This is a genomic window from Streptococcus sp. 116-D4, assembly GCF_009731465.1.
Classification (GTDB): Bacteria; Bacillota; Bacilli; order Lactobacillales; family Streptococcaceae; genus Streptococcus; species Streptococcus pseudopneumoniae_E.
In genome coordinates this window covers 220,391-237,031 of the sequence record NZ_AP021887.1, presented here as the reverse complement: position 1 = coordinate 237,031, position 16,641 = coordinate 220,391, and the positions used below count along the sequence as shown (strand labels likewise).

General features: G+C 41.9%; 11 protein-coding genes, 9 tRNA genes and 3 rRNA genes. 2 read left to right on the top strand and 21 right to left on the bottom strand.

Annotation, left to right across the window (positions count from 1 at the left end; all coding sequences use genetic code 11):
• Nucleotides 1-9: 9 nt before the first annotated feature.
• The 17 genes from UKS_RS01240 to pbp2a form a co-directional block, all read right to left on the bottom strand.
• A tRNA-Leu gene (locus UKS_RS01240) sits at nt 10-95 on the bottom strand.
• 7 nt (nt 96-102) lie between these two features.
• Nucleotides 103-174: transfer RNA gene (locus tag UKS_RS01235), tRNA-Gly, on the bottom strand.
• Between the two features lie 22 nt (nt 175-196).
• Nucleotides 197-269 (bottom strand) — tRNA-Thr (locus UKS_RS01230).
• Nucleotides 270-287: 18 nt separating this feature from the next.
• Nucleotides 288-369, bottom strand: a tRNA-Leu gene (locus UKS_RS01225).
• Nucleotides 370-374: 5 nt separating this feature from the next.
• A tRNA-Lys gene (locus UKS_RS01220) sits at nt 375-447 on the bottom strand.
• A gap of 24 nt (nt 448-471) precedes the next feature.
• Nucleotides 472-544: transfer RNA gene (locus tag UKS_RS01215), tRNA-Asp, on the bottom strand.
• A gap of 2 nt (nt 545-546) precedes the next feature.
• A tRNA-Val gene (locus UKS_RS01210) sits at nt 547-619 on the bottom strand.
• Nucleotides 620-724: 105 nt separating this feature from the next.
• Nucleotides 725-840 (bottom strand): 5S ribosomal RNA (gene rrf, locus UKS_RS01205).
• A gap of 76 nt (nt 841-916) precedes the next feature.
• A 23S ribosomal RNA gene (locus UKS_RS01200) occupies nt 917-3,818 on the bottom strand.
• A gap of 125 nt (nt 3,819-3,943) precedes the next feature.
• Nucleotides 3,944-4,016, bottom strand: a tRNA-Ala gene (locus UKS_RS01195).
• A 51-nt stretch (nt 4,017-4,067) separates the two neighbouring features.
• Nucleotides 4,068-5,615, bottom strand: a 16S ribosomal RNA gene (locus tag UKS_RS01190).
• The 16S, 23S and 5S rRNA genes sit together here with 9 tRNA genes alongside, the layout of an rRNA operon.
• Nucleotides 5,616-5,857: 242 nt before the next feature.
• Nucleotides 5,858-5,929: transfer RNA gene (locus UKS_RS01185), tRNA-Glu, on the bottom strand.
• A gap of 92 nt (nt 5,930-6,021) precedes the next feature.
• A complete protein-coding gene (locus UKS_RS01180) occupies nt 6,022-6,501 on the bottom strand; it encodes a sigma-70 family RNA polymerase sigma factor (RefSeq protein ID WP_156011438.1) in 480 nt (159 codons plus the stop codon).
• A gap of 118 nt (nt 6,502-6,619) precedes the next feature.
• A complete protein-coding gene (gene nusG / locus UKS_RS01175) occupies nt 6,620-7,156 on the bottom strand; it encodes a transcription termination/antitermination protein NusG (RefSeq protein WP_033687381.1) in 537 nt (178 codons plus the stop codon).
• A gap of 53 nt (nt 7,157-7,209) precedes the next feature.
• Entirely contained in the window at nt 7,210-7,386 is a 177-nt protein-coding gene (gene secE, locus UKS_RS01170; RefSeq protein ID WP_001210990.1) for a preprotein translocase subunit SecE, read from the bottom strand.
• 9 nt (nt 7,387-7,395) lie between these two features.
• Complete coding sequence (gene rpmG, locus UKS_RS01165; protein WP_001809375.1) at nt 7,396-7,548, bottom strand: 50S ribosomal protein L33; 153 nt, start codon at nt 7,546-7,548, stop codon at nt 7,396-7,398.
• A 52-nt stretch (nt 7,549-7,600) separates the two neighbouring features.
• A complete protein-coding gene (gene pbp2a, locus UKS_RS01160; RefSeq protein ID WP_156011437.1) occupies nt 7,601-9,796 on the bottom strand; it encodes a penicillin-binding protein PBP2A in 2,196 nt (731 codons plus the stop codon).
• A gap of 86 nt (nt 9,797-9,882) precedes the next feature.
• Here pbp2a and UKS_RS01155 point away from each other — a divergent pair, with 86 nt between their 5' ends.
• On the top strand, nt 9,883-10,758 hold the full coding sequence (locus UKS_RS01155; RefSeq protein ID WP_080977087.1) for an RluA family pseudouridine synthase: 876 nt from the start codon (nt 9,883-9,885) through the stop codon (nt 10,756-10,758).
• A gap of 177 nt (nt 10,759-10,935) precedes the next feature.
• Nucleotides 10,936-12,192 (top strand): ISL3 family transposase, encoded by a 1,257-nt coding sequence (locus UKS_RS01150; RefSeq protein WP_173020489.1) that lies wholly within the window; start codon nt 10,936-10,938, stop codon nt 12,190-12,192.
• A 53-nt stretch (nt 12,193-12,245) separates the two neighbouring features.
• Here UKS_RS01150 and gap read toward each other — a convergent pair whose 3' ends face one another.
• The 4 genes from gap to UKS_RS01130 form a co-directional block, all read right to left on the bottom strand.
• Nucleotides 12,246-13,253, bottom strand: coding sequence for a type I glyceraldehyde-3-phosphate dehydrogenase (gap, locus tag UKS_RS01145; protein ID WP_049496850.1), 1,008 nt, complete (start codon nt 13,251-13,253; stop codon nt 12,246-12,248).
• A gap of 176 nt (nt 13,254-13,429) precedes the next feature.
• Nucleotides 13,430-14,731 carry an ABC transporter permease gene (locus UKS_RS01140; RefSeq protein ID WP_173020428.1) on the bottom strand — a complete coding sequence of 434 codons (1,302 nt, stop codon included), beginning with the start codon at nt 14,729-14,731 and terminating at the stop codon, nt 13,430-13,432.
• Nucleotides 14,700-15,383, bottom strand: a complete 684-nt coding sequence (locus UKS_RS01135) for an ABC transporter ATP-binding protein (protein WP_156013016.1) — start codon at nt 15,381-15,383, stop codon at nt 14,700-14,702. Before UKS_RS01135 ends, UKS_RS01140 begins: the two co-directional genes overlap by 32 nt.
• A gap of 210 nt (nt 15,384-15,593) precedes the next feature.
• A complete protein-coding gene (locus UKS_RS01130; RefSeq protein WP_156011435.1) occupies nt 15,594-16,505 on the bottom strand; it encodes a helix-turn-helix domain-containing protein in 912 nt (303 codons plus the stop codon).
• Nucleotides 16,506-16,641: the final 136 nt, after the last annotated feature.

Here is a 16,641-nt window from a genome sequence, read left to right as displayed (position 1 = left end):
ATTATATTATGCCGAGGACCGGAATCGAACCGGTACGATCGTTACCAATCGCAGGATTTTAAGTCCTGTGCGTCTGCCAGTTCCGCCACCCCGGCCTCTCTAAGCGAACGACGGGATTCGAACCCGCGACCCCCACCTTGGCAAGGTGATGTTCTACCACTGAACTACGTTCGCACTGTTTCCTTCTATCTAAAAATGCCGGCTACATGACTTGAACACGCGACCCTCTGATTACAAATCAGATGCTCTACCAACTGAGCTAAGCCGGCTCATTTATTATACCTTAATGCGGGTTAAGGGACTTGAACCCCCACGCCGTTAAGCGCCAGATCCTAAATCTGGTGCGTCTGCCAATTCCGCCAAACCCGCATATATGACCCGTACTGGGCTCGAACCAGTGACCCATTGATTAAAAGTCAATTGCTCTACCAACTGAGCTAACGAGTCTAAAATAACTTTCATTATTTTAAACGGTCCCGACGGGAATCGAACCCGCGATCTTCGCCGTGACAGGGCGACGTGATAACCGCTACACTACGGGACCTATGGGAGTTAACGGGATCGAACCGCTGACCCTCTGCTTGTAAGGCAGATGCTCTCCCAGCTGAGCTAAACTCCCAAAGGATGGAGCCTAGCTCAGCCAACGGTGAGAAACTTCGTTTCTCTCATCCGCCGATTGTAATTTCGATTCCCTCTCAATTACAACTAAGCTAAACTCCCTTTAGCTAAGCGACTTCCTTATCTCACAGGGGGCAACCCCCAACTACTTCCGGCGTTCTAGGGCTTAACTTCTGTGTTCGGCATGGGTACAGGTGTATCTCCTAGGCTATCGTCACTTAACTCTGAGTAATACCTACTCAAAATTGAATATCTATTCAAATCAAGAAAACCGTTCGCTTTCATATTCTCAGTTACTTTGGATAAGTCCTCGAGCTATTAGTATTAGTCCGCTACATGTGTCGCCACACTTCCACTTCTAACCTATCTACCTGATCATCTCTCAGGGCTCTTACTGATATAAAATCATGGGAAATCTCATCTTGAGGTGGGTTTCACACTTAGATGCTTTCAGCGTTTATCCCTTCCCTACATAGCTACCCAGCGATGCCTTTGGCAAGACAACTGGTACACCAGCGGTAAGTCCACTCTGGTCCTCTCGTACTAGGAGCAGATCCTCTCAAATTTCCTACGCCCGCGACGGATAGGGACCGAACTGTCTCACGACGTTCTGAACCCAGCTCGCGTGCCGCTTTAATGGGCGAACAGCCCAACCCTTGGGACCGACTACAGCCCCAGGATGCGACGAGCCGACATCGAGGTGCCAAACCTCCCCGTCGATGTGAACTCTTGGGGGAGATAAGCCTGTTATCCCCAGGGTAGCTTTTATCCGTTGAGCGATGGCCCTTCCATACGGAACCACCGGATCACTAAGCCCGACTTTCGTCCCTGCTCGAGTTGTAGCTCTCGCAGTCAAGCTCCCTTATACCTTTACACTCTGCGAATGATTTCCAACCATTCTGAGGGAACCTTTGGGCGCCTCCGTTACCTTTTAGGAGGCGACCGCCCCAGTCAAACTGCCCGTCAGACACTGTCTCCGATAGGGATCACCTATCTGGGTTAGAGTGGCCATAACACAAGGGTAGTATCCCAACAACGTCTCCTTCGAAACTGGCGTCCCGATCTCTTAGACTCCTACCTATCCTGTACATGTGGTACAGACACTCAATATCAAACTGCAGTAAAGCTCCATGGGGTCTTTCCGTCCTGTCGCGGGTAACCTGCATCTTCACAGGTACTAAAATTTCACCGAGTCTCTCGTTGAGACAGTGCCCAAATCATTACGCCTTTCGTGCGGGTCGGAACTTACCCGACAAGGAATTTCGCTACCTTAGGACCGTTATAGTTACGGCCGCCGTTTACTGGGGCTTCAATTCATACCTTCGCTTACGCTAAGCACTCCTCTTAACCTTCCAGCACCGGGCAGGCGTCACCCCCTATACATCATCTTACGATTTAGCAGAGAGCTGTGTTTTTGATAAACAGTTGCTTGGGCCTATTCACTGCGGCTGACATATGTCAGCACCCCTTCTCCCGAAGTTACGGGGTCATTTTGCCGAGTTCCTTAACGAGAGTTCTCTCGCTCACCTGAGGCTACTCGCCTCGACTACCTGTGTCGGTTTGCGGTACGGGTAGAGTATGTTTAAACGCTAGAAGCTTTTCTTGGCAGTGTGACGTCACTAACTTCGCTACTAAACTTCGCTCCCCATCACAGCTCAATGTTATAGATATAAGCATTTGACTCATATCACACCTCACTGCTTAGACAGACTCTTCCATTCGTCTGCTTTAGTTAGCCTACTGCGTCCCTCCATCACTACATACTCTAGTACAGGAATATCAACCTGTTGTCCATCGGATACACCTTTCGGTCTCTCCTTAGGTCCCGACTAACCCAGGGCGGACGAGCCTTCCCCTGGAAACCTTAGTCTTACGGTGGACAGGATTCTCACCTGTCTTTCGCTACTCATACCGGCATTCTCACTTCTATGCGTTCCAGCACTCCTCACGGTATACCTTCTTCACACATAGAACGCTCTCCTACCATACCTATAAAAGGTATCCACAGCTTCGGTAAATTGTTTTAGCCCCGGTACATTTTCGGCGCAGGGTCACTCGACTAGTGAGCTATTACGCACTCTTTGAATGAATAGCTGCTTCTAAGCTAACATCCTAGTTGTCTGTGCAACCCCACATCCTTTTCCACTTAACAATTATTTTGGGACCTTAGCTGGTGGTCTGGGCTGTTTCCCTTTCGACTACGGATCTTAGCACTCGCAGTCTGACTGCCGACCATAATTCATTGGCATTCGGAGTTTATCTGAGATTGGTAATCCGGGATGGACCCCTCACCCAAACAGTGCTCTACCTCCAAGAATCTCTAATGTCGACGCTAGCCCTAAAGCTATTTCGGAGAGAACCAGCTATCTCCAAGTTCGTTTGGAATTTCTCCGCTACCCACAAGTCATCCAAGCACTTTTCAACGTGCCCTGGTTCGGTCCTCCAGTGCGTCTTACCGCACCTTCAACCTGCTCATGGGTAGGTCACATGGTTTCGGGTCTACGTCATGATACTAATTCGCCCTATTCAGACTCGGTTTCCCTACGGCTCCGTCTCTTCAACTTAACCTCGCATCATAACGTAACTCGCCGGTTCATTCTACAAAAGGCACGCTCTCACCCATTAACGGGCTCGAACTTGTTGTAGGCACACGGTTTCAGGTTCTATTTCACTCCCCTCCCGGGGTGCTTTTCACCTTTCCCTCACGGTACTGGTTCACTATCGGTCACTAGGGAGTATTTAGGGTTGGGAGATGGTCCTCCCAGATTCCGACGGGATTTCGCGTGTCCCGCCGTACTCAGGATACTGCTAGGCACAAAGACTATTTTAATTACGAGGCTATTACTCTCTCTGGCTGATCTTCCCAAATCATTCTTCTATAGTCCTTGAGTCCACATTGCAGTCCTACAACCCCGAAGAGTAAACTCTTCGGTTTGCCCTCCTGCCGTTTCGCTCGCCGCTACTAAGGCAATCGCTTTTGCTTTCTCTTCCTGCAGCTACTTAGATGTTTCAGTTCACTGCGTCTTCCTCCTCACATCCTTAACAGATATGGGTAACAGGTAGTACCTGTTGGGTTCCCCCATTCGGAAATCCCTGGATCATCGCTTACTTACAGCTACCCAAGGCATATCGTCGTTTGTCACGTCCTTCTTCGGCTCCTAGTGCCAAGGCATCCACCGTGCGCCCTTATTAACTTAACCTTATTTTTTGACCTTTCAGTCATAAACTCTTTATTAATACTACAGCGTTTTCGGTTTATTTTCTTGTTACTATTTGATATAGATATTCAATTTTCAATGTGCATTACTTGGTGATCTCTCACCAATGGAGCCTAGCGGGATCGAACCGCTGACCTCCTGCGTGCAAAGCAGGCGCTCTCCCAGCTGAGCTAAGGCCCCACAAGACCTCTCAAGACTAAACAAGACCAATGCGCAGTTCCTTATCCTTAGAAAGGAGGTGATCCAGCCGCACCTTCCGATACGGCTACCTTGTTACGACTTCACCCCAATCATCTATCCCACCTTAGGCGGCTGGCTCCTAAAAGGTTACCTCACCGACTTCGGGTGTTACAAACTCTCGTGGTGTGACGGGCGGTGTGTACAAGGCCCGGGAACGTATTCACCGCGGCGTGCTGATCCGCGATTACTAGCGATTCCGACTTCATGTAGGCGAGTTGCAGCCTACAATCCGAACTGAGACTGGCTTTAAGAGATTAGCTTGCCGTCACCGGCTTGCGACTCGTTGTACCAGCCATTGTAGCACGTGTGTAGCCCAGGTCATAAGGGGCATGCTGATTTGACGTCATCCCCACCTTCCTCCGGTTTATTACCGGCAGTCTCGTTAGAGTGCCCAACTGAATGATGGCAACTAACAATAAGGGTTGCGCTCGTTGCGGGACTTAACCCAACATCTCACGACACGAGCTGACGACAACCATGCACCACCTGTCACCTCTGTCCCGAAGGAAAACTCTATCTCTAGAGCGGTCAGAGGGATGTCAAGACCTGGTAAGGTTCTTCGCGTTGCTTCGAATTAAACCACATGCTCCACCGCTTGTGCGGGCCCCCGTCAATTCCTTTGAGTTTCAACCTTGCGGTCGTACTCCCCAGGCGGAGTGCTTAATGCGTTAGCTACGGCACTAAACCCCGGAAAGGGTCTAACACCTAGCACTCATCGTTTACGGCGTGGACTACCAGGGTATCTAATCCTGTTTGCTCCCCACGCTTTCGAGCCTCAGCGTCAGTTACAAGCCAGAGAGCCGCTTTCGCCACCGGTGTTCCTCCATATATCTACGCATTTCACCGCTACACATGGAATTCCACTCTCCCCTCTTGCACTCAAGTTAAACAGTTTCCAAAGCGTACTATGGTTAAGCCACAGCCTTTAACTTCAGACTTATCTAACCGCCTGCGCTCGCTTTACGCCCAATAAATCCGGACAACGCTCGGGACCTACGTATTACCGCGGCTGCTGGCACGTAGTTAGCCGTCCCTTTCTGGTAAGATACCGTCACAGTGTGAACTTTCCACTCTCACACTCGTTCTTCTCTTACAACAGAGCTTTACGATCCGAAAACCTTCTTCACTCACGCGGCGTTGCTCGGTCAGACTTCCGTCCATTGCCGAAGATTCCCTACTGCTGCCTCCCGTAGGAGTCTGGGCCGTGTCTCAGTCCCAGTGTGGCCGATCACCCTCTCAGGTCGGCTATGTATCGTTGCCTTGGTGAGCCGTTACCTCACCAACTAGCTAATACAACGCAGGTCCATCTGGTAGTGATGCAATTGCACCTTTTAAGCAAATGTCATGCAACATCTACTATTATGCGGTATTAGCTATCGTTTCCAATAGTTATCCCCCACTACCAGGCAGGTTACCTACGCGTTACTCACCCGTTCGCAACTCATCCGGAAAGAGCAAGCTCCTCCTTCAGCGTTCTACTTGCATGTATTAGGCACGCCGCCAGCGTTCGTCCTGAGCCAGGATCAAACTCTCATTAAAAGTTTGAGTTCTCACTCATTTCTGTCACTGACAGATTTATTGTTTTTTTCATTGTTCAGTACTACAACCTCAGTTGTAGTGCCCTGCACATTGGTTCGTCTTGTTCAGTTTTCAAAGGTCTTTGTCACTCGCTTCTCTCAAGCGACAACTATATTAGTATATCACAGCCGCTTTCGCTTGTCAACACTTTTTTGAAACTTTTTTTAATTTTTTTCATCAAGTGTTTCAACCGCAACATACCATAGTCCGTACGGGATTCGAACCCGTGTTACCGCCGTGAAAAGGCGGTGTCTTAACCCCTTGACCAACGGACCGGAGTTGCTATTTTCAACTCTTACTATTATACCGACTTTTTTTTCTTTGTCAACACCTTTTTTAAACTTTTTTAAGTTTTTTGCATGACTTCCTAGTATGTACGGATGTCAAAATCTTTAAACACAATCCGTAAGTCTCTTAGGACCCTTTGACGGCCTCGAAAGCGTTCATTTCTGAGGAGGCGTTCTAACTCCTCTTGTTTCTCTTTATTTTGTTTACTTCTATAATCTCTTAGTCTTTCATGAAAGAGATAATAGTCATCTAGCCAAAGACCTTCCTCACTGATACGATGACTGATCTCACCCACTTCTTCATACGGTTCTTTATCATATCTTCGTTTTTGACTTTCCTGCTTACGGATATAATCTAAAATACGATTCCGGAACTTAGTTTTGAAGTACTTCCTTAATCGAGGAATATCTTCTGCCAGCTCTTCTTCTCTACTAATTAATTCATGCAAGCAAATCATACCTTCTTGATCCCAATCCGATAGCTCCCATAAATGAAGGTAATACTCATTTCTACACTTATACACAATTCCTTGGACTTCTTTATACAATTCTTTAAACATAACGTTCCCCTTTCTAGATACAGTTTAACAAATAAAGAAGCTTATTGGGTTCTTTTCTCTGTTCTGTTCTCTCTGCCTCCTCAACTGCACAAAAAGAGAGGGCTTGCCTCTCTTTGGGTTATAGTTCTGCAATTTGGTTTAGGTTTACTTCTGCAACTGTGTCATTGCCAAACATAGAGATAATCATCTTCACTTTATTGTTATCAATCTCTGCAATTTTACCAGTATAGTCTGCAAAAGCACCATCAATAATACGTACAGTTTGACCAACTTCAACATCGATATCAAACTCTTGTACAGTTTGTCCCATAGAAACCAAGATATCACGGATTTCTTGTTCCAATAATGGAGTTGGTTTTGATCTATTTCCGTGAGATCCGACGAATCCTGTAACATTTGGTGTGTTTCGAACAACAAACCAAGCTTCATCCGTCATAACCATTTCTACAAGAACATAACCTGGAAAGCGATTTTCTTCTACTTCTTTTCTCTTTCCATTTTTTTCAACTTGCACGGTTTGTGTTGGAATTTCAACACGTAAAATATTATCCAACATATTGTAGGTTTGTGCACGTTGCAATAGATTTTCTTTTACCTTATTTTCATAACCAGAATAAGTTTGTAAAACAAACCATCCTTTATCAAAACTATCCATGATACTTCCTTTCATAATAGAAGACTTTTAGCGTGAATAACTCCTCAGTTCTTCTAAAAAATGTTAATAAATCGAATCAAACCTGAAACAATCAACTTGTCAAAAATATAAATAATCACAACAAAGAAAGCAGTGTATTCCATGATAGAACGAAAATCTCTCCAGCTTTCCTTGCGAGTTGGCCATGTTGTGTCTTTAAGAAGTCTAAAAATATCTCCAATAAAACGCATCGCTCTCTCCTATCTCGTTTCTCTATGTGTAGTATACTTGCCACAATGCTTACAAAATTTGTTTACTTCTAGTCGTGTTGGCTTGGGGTTTCCGCTGATCTTGATTGAATAGTTTCTAGAACCACAAACCGCACAAGCTAGGCTTGCTTTTTTTAATGCCATAACGCCTCCATCTTATCTATTATAACAAGAAAGCTAGGCTTTGACAAGCATCTTAGCGAAATAGATTGACTACCGAATCCCATATCGTTTGAGCCTTTTCCTTAATCTTCGCATCCGAGATAGCACGGCTAGCCTCATCTACTAGACTTTGCGCACGTCCTCGAATATCAGACAAATTATCATCTGTCTGGCTATTATCATTCGTTTGTACTTGTCTTTTTGTGTTAGCTGGCGCGATTCCATTTTGCTTATAGGCATTTTCAACTGTAAAGGTACTTCCTGGCGTATAAGGTAAAATGGTATTTGCAATATTCCTAAAGACATGGGCTGCACCGTTTGAAGTAGATCCTGCTAGATAGTGATTTTCATCAGTCGTCGGGAAACCAAGCCAATGACTGATTACCACATCCGGAGTATAACCAATTACCCACTGGTCACTTGTGTACTCCGGATTGAAAACAGCTTCAGTTGTACCAGTTTTCCCTGCCATGATATAGTCCGCAGGCGATGAACTGATACCGGTTCCGTTTGTAAATGTTCCCAACATCATACTGGTCATTTTGTCTGCTACAGACTTATCAATCACCCGTTTTTGTGAATTTTTATGGCTAGCAATGACCTGACCACTAGCATTTTCAATTCTACTAATAAAATGAGCTTCCGGCATTAAACCTTCATTTGCAAAGGCAGCATATGCTTGAGCCATTTGAAGAGGGTTGGTTTCAACACCGCTTCCCAAGGCGACACCAAGAACACGATCGACCTTTTCCATGTTGAGTCCGAATTTTTCGCCTGCCTCAAAAGCCTTGTCGACGCCCAGATCATTAACAGTGGCAACAGCAGGTAGATTAAGCGATTCTGCCAAGGCTTGATACATAGGAACTTCTCGACTCGTTTTGATCCCTGCATAGTTATCAACCTTATAGTTGTCATACTGCATGGTATGGTTATCCAACTGCTTATTCAAAGCCCAGCCTGCTTCAACTGCAGGTGTATAAACAACTAAGGGCTTAATTGTAGAACCAGGGCTACGTTTTGATTGAGTTGCATAGTTGAAATTCCGGAATCCAGTTTTATCATTGTCAGCAACTTGACCGACAACTCCACGAACCCCCCCTGTTTTTGGTTCGAGAGCTACACTTCCTGATTGAGCAACTGTTCCATCCTCTGCCCTCGGAAATAGCGATGTATTTTCATAGACAACCTGCATATTTGCTTGGTAGTTTTGATCCAGCTCTGTGTAAATGCGGTAGCCATTATTGACAATTTCTTCCTCTGTTAGATTATACTTGGAAACAGCTTCATTAACAACCGCATCAAAGTAAGAAGGATAGCGGTAATCTGAGATTTTTCCTTCATACTTATCGTGCAATTGCGAAGTCATATCAACTTCTGCAGCTTCGGTTTCTTGATTTTTATCAATGTAACCCGCTGCAACCATATTTTGCAAAACAGTATCACGACGATTGGTCGAATCTTCTACGGAATTCAAGGGATTATACAGTTCCGGTCCTTTAAGCATCCCTGCCAGAGTCGCAGCTTGATCCAGACTCACTTCTGATGCAGAAACTCCAAAGTATTTCTTACTCGCATCTTCTATACCCCACACACCATTTCCAAAATAGGCATTGTTAAGGTACATGGTTAATATCTGTTCCTTACTATATTTTTTTGTTAATTCTAAGGCAAGGAAAAATTCTTTCGCTTTTCTCTCAACGGTTTGATCCTGCGACAAATAGGCATTTTTAGCTAGCTGTTGGGTAATAGTAGAACCACCACCTGAACGACCAGCAGTGACAATCGCCAAGAAGAAACGACCATAGTTAATCCCGTCGTTTTTATAGAAAGAACGGTCTTCTGTCGCAATAACAGCATTCTGCAAATTTTTACTGATGTCAGTCAGCTCAACATAGGTTCCCTTTTGACCAGACAAGGCACCAGCTTCTTTTTCTTCACGGTCAAAAATGAGCGTTCGAGTTTTCAAGGCATTTTGCAAATCATTGACATTAGTTGATTTGGCTACAGCAAACAAATAGGTTCCAACTAGCAAGCCTGCACCCAAACCTAGTATAAGGACAATCTTTGTTAGATGATAGCGGCGCCAGAATTTTCGAATTGGACCCACTTGGGCTAATTTTTTTCGATCACTACGAGAGCGACGTAAGCTAGTCGAATCCGAAGCCTCTGATTCACTTGTTTCTTTTTTAAAAAGAGAAAGAAATTTCTCAAATAATTTATCTAATTTCATGCGTTTATTTTATCATCTTCATCATAGGAAGACAAGAATTTAGCTATTTCCTATCCAAATAAGAGCTTTTTTGTTACAATATCTGTATGAAATTCACATTTACATTACCAGACTCTCTACCTCAAATGACAGTAAAGCAATTACTTGAGGAGCAACTCCTCATTCCTAGAAAAATCCGGCATTTTTTGAGAATCAAGAAACATATTTTGATAAATCAAGAAGAAGTCCACTGGAACGTAATCGTAAATTCTGGAGATGTTTGCCAATTGACTTTTGACGAGGAAGAGTATCCTGAAAAAGAAATCCCTTGGGGCAATCCAAATCTCGTTCAAGAAATTTATCAAGATCAACACTTGATTATTGTCAACAAACCAGAGGGTATTAAAACCCACGGTAACCAGCCAAATGAAATCGCCCTTCTTAACCATGTCAGTGCCTATGTTGGCCAAACCTGCTATGTCGTTCATCGTCTGGACATGGAGACCAGCGGTTTAGTCCTTTTTGCTAAAAATCCTTTTATCCTGCCTATTCTCAATCGCTTATTGGAGAAAAAAGAGATTGCTAGAGAATATTGGGCACTAGTTGATGGAAATATCAATAAAAAAGAACTTGTCTTCAAAGACAAAATTGGGCGTGATCGCCATGACCGCAGAAAACGAATAGTTGATAGAAAAAATGGGCAATATGCTGAAACGCATGTAAGCAGATTAAAACAATTTCCAAATAAAACTTCCTTGGTTCGTTGCAAGCTAAAGACAGGGCGAACCCATCAGATTCGTGTGCACCTTTCACATCATAACCTCCCTATTTTAGGTGACCCTCTCTATAATAGTAAATTAAAAACAAGTCGGCTTATGCTTCATGCCTTCCGTTTGTCCTTTACCCACCCGCTTACTTTAGAAAAGTTAAGTTTCACTGCTCTTTCAGATACTTTTGAAAAAGAATTAAAAAAGAATGGATGACACTATCATCCATTTTTCCATATAAAAAACAAGACCAAGAGGCCTTGTTTTTTAGGCTCTATAATATTTGTAGTGGGTAAATCCCCTATAGATATTATGGAGCCTATTTTGTTGTAGAAAAAAAGTTCCATATCATCTATAATGAAAAGCGATCAAACCATCATTAGAAAGAATCATATGGAACAATTACATTTTATCACAAAACTTCTCGATATTAAAGACCCAAACATCAAGATTCTAGATATCATCAATAGAGATAGTCACAAGGAAATCATCGCTAAATTGGATTATGAGAACCCACCTTGCCCTAATTGCGGAAGTCAAATGAAGAAATATGACTTTCAAAAACCTTCGAAAATTCCTTACCTTGAAACAACTGGTATGCCTACTAGAATTCTCCTTAGAAAGCGTCGATTCAAGTGCTATCATTGTTCAAAAATGATGGTTGCTGAGACTTCTCTCGTCAAGAAGAATCATCAAATCCCTCGTATCATCAACCAAAAAATTGCTCAGAAGCTGATTGAAAAAACTTCTATGACCGATATTGCTCATCAGCTGTCCATTTCAACTTCAACTGTCATTCGCAAGCTCAATGACTTCCGTTTTAAGCATGATTTTTCTCGTCTTCCTGAAATTATGTCATGGGACGAGTACTCCTTTACAAAGGGAAAGATGAGTTTCATTGCTCAAGATTTTGATAAGCTCAATATCATCACTGTTCTTGAAGGCAGAACACAAGCTATCATTCGAAATCACTTTCTTAAATATGATAGAGTCGTTCGATGTCGAGTGAAAATCATTACGATGGATATGTTTAGTCCTTACTATGACTTGGCTAAACAGCTTTTTCCAAACGCTAAAATCGTGTTGGATCGTTTCCATATTATCCAACATCTCAGCCGTGCTATGAGTCGTGTGCGTGTTCAAATCATGAATCAGTTTGAACGAAAATCCCATGAATACAAGGCTATCAAGCGTTACTGGAAGCTCATCCAACAGGATAGTCGAAAACTCAGCGATAAACGTTTTTATCGTCCTACTTTTCGTATTCACTTGACCAATAAAGAGATTCTAGACAAGCTTTTGAGCTATTCAGAAGACTTGAAACACCACTATCAGATCTATCAGCTCTTGCTTTTTCACTTTCAGAACAAAGACCCTGAGAAATTTTTCGGACTCATTGAGGACAATCAAAAGCAGGTTCATCCTATTTTTCAGACTGTCTTTAAAACCTTTCTAAAGAACAAAGAGAAAATCATCAACGCTCTTCAATTACCTTATTCCAACGCAAAATTGGAAGCGACCAATAATCTCATCAAACTTATCAAACGAAACGCCTTTGGATTTCGGAACTTTGAAAACTTCAAAAAAAGGATTTTTATCGCTCTGAACATCAAAAAAGAAAGGACGAATTTTGTCCTTTCTCGAGCTTAGCTGACTTCAACCCACTACAGTTGACAAAGAGCCGTTTTTTATCGACTCAAGAATTATTTAGCAATTTTTGCGAAGTATTCAAGAGTACGAACAAGTTGTGCAGTATATGACATTTCGTTGTCGTACCATGATACAACTTTAACCAATTGTTTACCGTCAACGTCAAGAACTTTAGTTTGAGTTGCGTCAAACAATGAACCGTAAGCCATACCTACGATATCTGAAGATACGATTGGATCTTCTGTGTAACCATATGATTCGTTTGAAGCTGCTTTCATAGCTGCGTTTACTTCATCAACAGTAACGTTCTTTTCACAAACTGCTACCAATTCAGTAACTGATCCAGTTGGGATTGGAACACGTTGTGCAGATCCGTCAAGTTTACCGTTCAATTCTGGGATAACAAGACCGATAGCTTTTGCAGCACCAGTTGAGTTAGGAACGATGTTTGCAGCACCAGCGCGAGCACGACGAAGGTCCCCACCACGGTGTGGTCCGTCAAGAATCATTTGGTCACCAGTGTAAGCGTGGATAGTAGTCATCAATCCTTCTACAACACCAAAGTTATCATGTAGAGCTTTAGCCATTGGAGCCAAGCAGTTTGTAGTACATGAAGCACCTGAGATAACTGTTTCAGTACCGTCAAGAACGTCGTGGTTAGTGTTGAATACAACTGTTTTTACGTCGTTTCCACCAGGAGCAGTGATAACAACTTTTTTAGCTCCACCTTTAAGGTGTTTTTCAGCTGCTTCTTTCTTAGCAAAGAAACCAGTAGCTTCAAGAACGATTTCTACACCGTCAGTAGCCCAGTCGATTTGTTCTGGATCACGTTCAGCAGAAACTTTGATGAATTTACCATTAACTTCAAATCCACCTTCTTTAACTTCAACAGTACCGTCGAAACGACCTTGAGTTGTGTCGTATTTCAACAAGTGTGCAAGCATAACTGGATCTGTAAGGTCGTTGATGCGAGTAACTTCAACACCTTCTACGTTTTGGATACGGCGGAAAGCAAGACGACCGATACGTCCGAAACCGTTAATACCAACTTTAACTACCATTAGTGATTTCCTCCTTATGAAAATCATGAAAATTTTATTGTGAAAAGAGTAACTTGAATCACTACAAATCACCTTTCAACAAACCTATTATATAACTATTTGAGTTTAATTGCAAGTACGGGCATTGTTTTTCTATGTTAGTTTCTTTTTAAGGCTATAAATCAAGAACTCCCTTACTATTCATATCGTAGCGATTCTACAGGATCCATTTTACTAATTTTACGTGCTGGGAAGTAGGCTGAGACATAACCAAGTAATAGAGCGAAAGCTAGAGTTCCTAAAATAGATAGAAGATTTAATTCAAAAACCTTCGTGATGGATGGGTAAAAATGGCTCACAATCGCATTCGCCAAACTTCCCACCCCTTGTGCAACCAAAAATGCCAATAGCAAGGCGATTCCTACAATCCAGATAGCCTCGTAAATAAAAATTCCTTTGACATCACGATTTTGATAACCAACTGCCTTCATGACACCTATTTCCTTAGAACGTTGCATGATATTGATGTAAATGATAATACCAATCATGACCGCTGCTACCACAATAGCTTGTGATGAAAGCACAATCAACAATCCTTGAATGACACGAATAAAGGTAATCACAATATCAAGAATCTTCTGCTGAGAAAGAACAGTATACTTCTTATTTTTCTGTAATTCTTCTGTTACCGCTTTTGTCTGTGATGGATCTTTGAGTTCCAAGATAAAATAAGATACAGCTTTTGTAAATCCAGCTTCTTTCAAAATCGTTTCCATTTGATTAGACGGCATGAAACTGTTGCTGTCCTCCATGTCATCTTCATCATTAATCACACGTACAATCTGAGTTTGAAATTGAGAAGTCTTGCTACCTTCAGCCCCATTTTCTACAATGCTTGCCGATACTGTTTTGCCTATAACATCACTAGCTGTCAGATTTTTCCCTGTTTGTTCATTCCAATTTTTCAGTAGACTCATCGGAATCGTCAAACCCTGCTCCTTTGCATCAGTGTATATAGGCCCTGCTAGCACTTTTTCTTTCTCATTACTGCTAACGGAGATACTTGTATCCTCATATAAACTCACAACTTGAGCATAAGATGGCATCGTTTGGCTCAGATCCATTTCTTGTCCATCTATAGTAATAGTTGACATGATCATCCCAAAAGGACTCTCCAAATATTTAATAGCTTCTTTCCCAACTGTATCCACGATATAGTTCTTATCATCTTGGTTCAAAAAGCCTCGTCCAGCATTCTCTGTGTTTAAAGCAATCTGAACTTGAGAAGGAATTTGACCTCCATTCGTATTTTCATCAATCATCGAAATCAAAGCATTTCCCAAGCCGAAAGAAATTAAGACTCCTACAAAACCGATTGAGGTTGCTAGCGCAATCAATAGATTACGCCACTTTCTTTCCAGAAAGTTATTTAAAGAAAGTTTGAATTTATTTTTCAATGATAATCCTTTATTTTTTGACTTCTTCAACGACTTCACCATCCTTCATTTTGATAATCACGTCTGCATATTCAGCAACCTCTGGGTTATGAGTTACAATCAATACTGTTTTTCCTGTTTGGGCTAAATTTTTAAATACCTCCAATACCTTTTCTTGGGATTGAGAATCCAGCGAACCCGTCGGCTCATCTGCTACAATCATATCTGGCTGATTTACCAATGCACGCGCTATTGCTACGCGTTGCTTTTGCCCGCCAGAAAGCTGTTTAACATTTTTAGCCATAAAAGGCTCCATGCCCAAGTTACTTAATTGTTCCTTTGCAATCATTGTCATCTCCCTGTCAGATAAATTTTTGACATAGAGAGGTAACTTGACATTGTCCAAGACAGACTGATGAGGAATGAGGTTAAAATTTTGAAATACAAATCCAATCTTATCTTTGCGAAATTGAGTTAGTTCAATCTCTGATAAGTCACGGAGGGATTCCCCTTTAAACTCTAAAACGCCTTCGTATTGTCTGTCTAGACCACTGATGATATTGAGTAGACTGGTTTTGCCACAGCCTGATGGACCGTAAATTGCAGTTATTTTCCCTTCTGCAATCTGCAGGTTAATATTCCTTAAAGCTTGCTCTTGATGCTTACCGTCCAAAATGTAAAACTTTGAAATATTTTTAATGGATAAAATGGACATTCTTTCCCCCTTATTTAAAACTGTTATCGTCATACATCATACTTACAGAAAATCCTTCAAGCGACATCAGCACTGATTTCTCCTATGGGCCTACTACTTAGAATTTTCTCTCTATTGCCTAGTTTGCTTCTGGATGTATATCAAGTAAAATTCATTGTAACAAAAAAGCGACATTTCACCAATGACAGAAATGTCACTCCTATAAACCCTTTAACGATATCTTTCTAGGTCCTCAGCCCATTCATTATCTAAACTAACGATTAACTTCTCATTACCAAACATCCTCGCCATCATTTTTGCTTCTTCATACTTTTGTTTGGCTGTATCATAATCAGTCCGAAGATAATATTTCCACTCCACCATCAAGACAATCGGTTGTTTTTGAAAATCTCGTGTTTTCTCAGAAATCCAATTAAGTTTTTCCACTGCCAACTTAAATAATTCTAAATCGTTAAGCAATTCACAACTACCTAAGCCAGCAAACAATACATCTCGAACTAGAAATAAGTCTTCAGTATGAATTTTTTCTACTCTATCACAAACTTTTTGAAACATTGATTGAAGTTGTATCTGCTTACTAATAGCTAACTGTCCTATTTTTATATACTCTAAATAACTACATAAAAAATACAATCTAATTTTTAAAAAATCTGAAAACGAAAATTCGCTTTGATTACAAAGTTCTTCCAAATATTCATCTACAAGTGAAAGGCCATACTCTTCATTATCAGTCGCCCTCACCTCATCTATAGCTTGAAGACAATCCACTATCCCCTTCTCATCACGTGGCAAATCATCATAAAAACACTCAAAAATCTCATCAAAATATTCTTCTTTTTGTTCCTGCAACTCTTTGTCTCCGTAGTCAGGATGATGAAGAAGAAAGTATTTTAATTCTTGGTAACGCTTGGGTAATTCCTTATAGTCTGGCATCAAGACGTAGGACGGAATTTCTAATCTATCTGCAATATATTTCAGTGTTTTTATAGTGGGACGAAATTCTCCTTTTTCGATTCGCACCAATTGACGCACTGATAATTCAGACTCATCCCCGCAAAAAATAGGGCGACTAAGTCCTTTCTCTTCTCTAAGAAGTCTTACCTTTTCCCCTAAATCATTCATCTCTTAGATTTCTCCCTCGCACGATTATCAAAGCTTTGATTTTCAAATAAACATATGCGATGATTATACCATTTTCCAAATAGAAGGCTCTATAATATTTGTAGTGGGTAAATCCCCTATAGATATTATGGAGCTA

Bases quoted from the DNA above. Each gene is read 5' to 3' on its own strand.
- UKS_RS01180 (WP_156011438.1), bottom strand. From the start codon at position 6,501: ATGTTTAAAGAATTGTATAAAGAAGTCCAAGGAATTGTGTATAAGTGT.
- nusG (WP_033687381.1), bottom strand. From the start codon at position 7,156: ATGGATAGTTTTGATAAAGGATGGTTTGTTTTACAAACTTATTCTGGT.
- secE (WP_001210990.1), bottom strand. From the start codon at position 7,386: ATGCGTTTTATTGGAGATATTTTTAGACTTCTTAAAGACACAACATGG.
- rpmG (WP_001809375.1), bottom strand. From the start codon at position 7,548: ATGGCATTAAAAAAAGCAAGCCTAGCTTGTGCGGTTTGTGGTTCTAGA.
- pbp2a (WP_156011437.1), bottom strand. From the start codon at position 9,796: ATGAAATTAGATAAATTATTTGAGAAATTTCTTTCTCTTTTTAAAAAA.
- UKS_RS01155 (WP_080977087.1), top strand. From the start codon at position 9,883: ATGAAATTCACATTTACATTACCAGACTCTCTACCTCAAATGACAGTA.
- UKS_RS01150 (WP_173020489.1), top strand. From the start codon at position 10,936: ATGGAACAATTACATTTTATCACAAAACTTCTCGATATTAAAGACCCA.
- gap (WP_049496850.1), bottom strand. From the start codon at position 13,253: ATGGTAGTTAAAGTTGGTATTAACGGTTTCGGACGTATCGGTCGTCTT.
- UKS_RS01140 (WP_173020428.1), bottom strand. From the start codon at position 14,731: ATGGTGAAGTCGTTGAAGAAGTCAAAAAATAAAGGATTATCATTGAAA.
- UKS_RS01135 (WP_156013016.1), bottom strand. From the start codon at position 15,383: ATGTCCATTTTATCCATTAAAAATATTTCAAAGTTTTACATTTTGGAC.
- UKS_RS01130 (WP_156011435.1), bottom strand. From the start codon at position 16,505: ATGAATGATTTAGGGGAAAAGGTAAGACTTCTTAGAGAAGAGAAAGGA.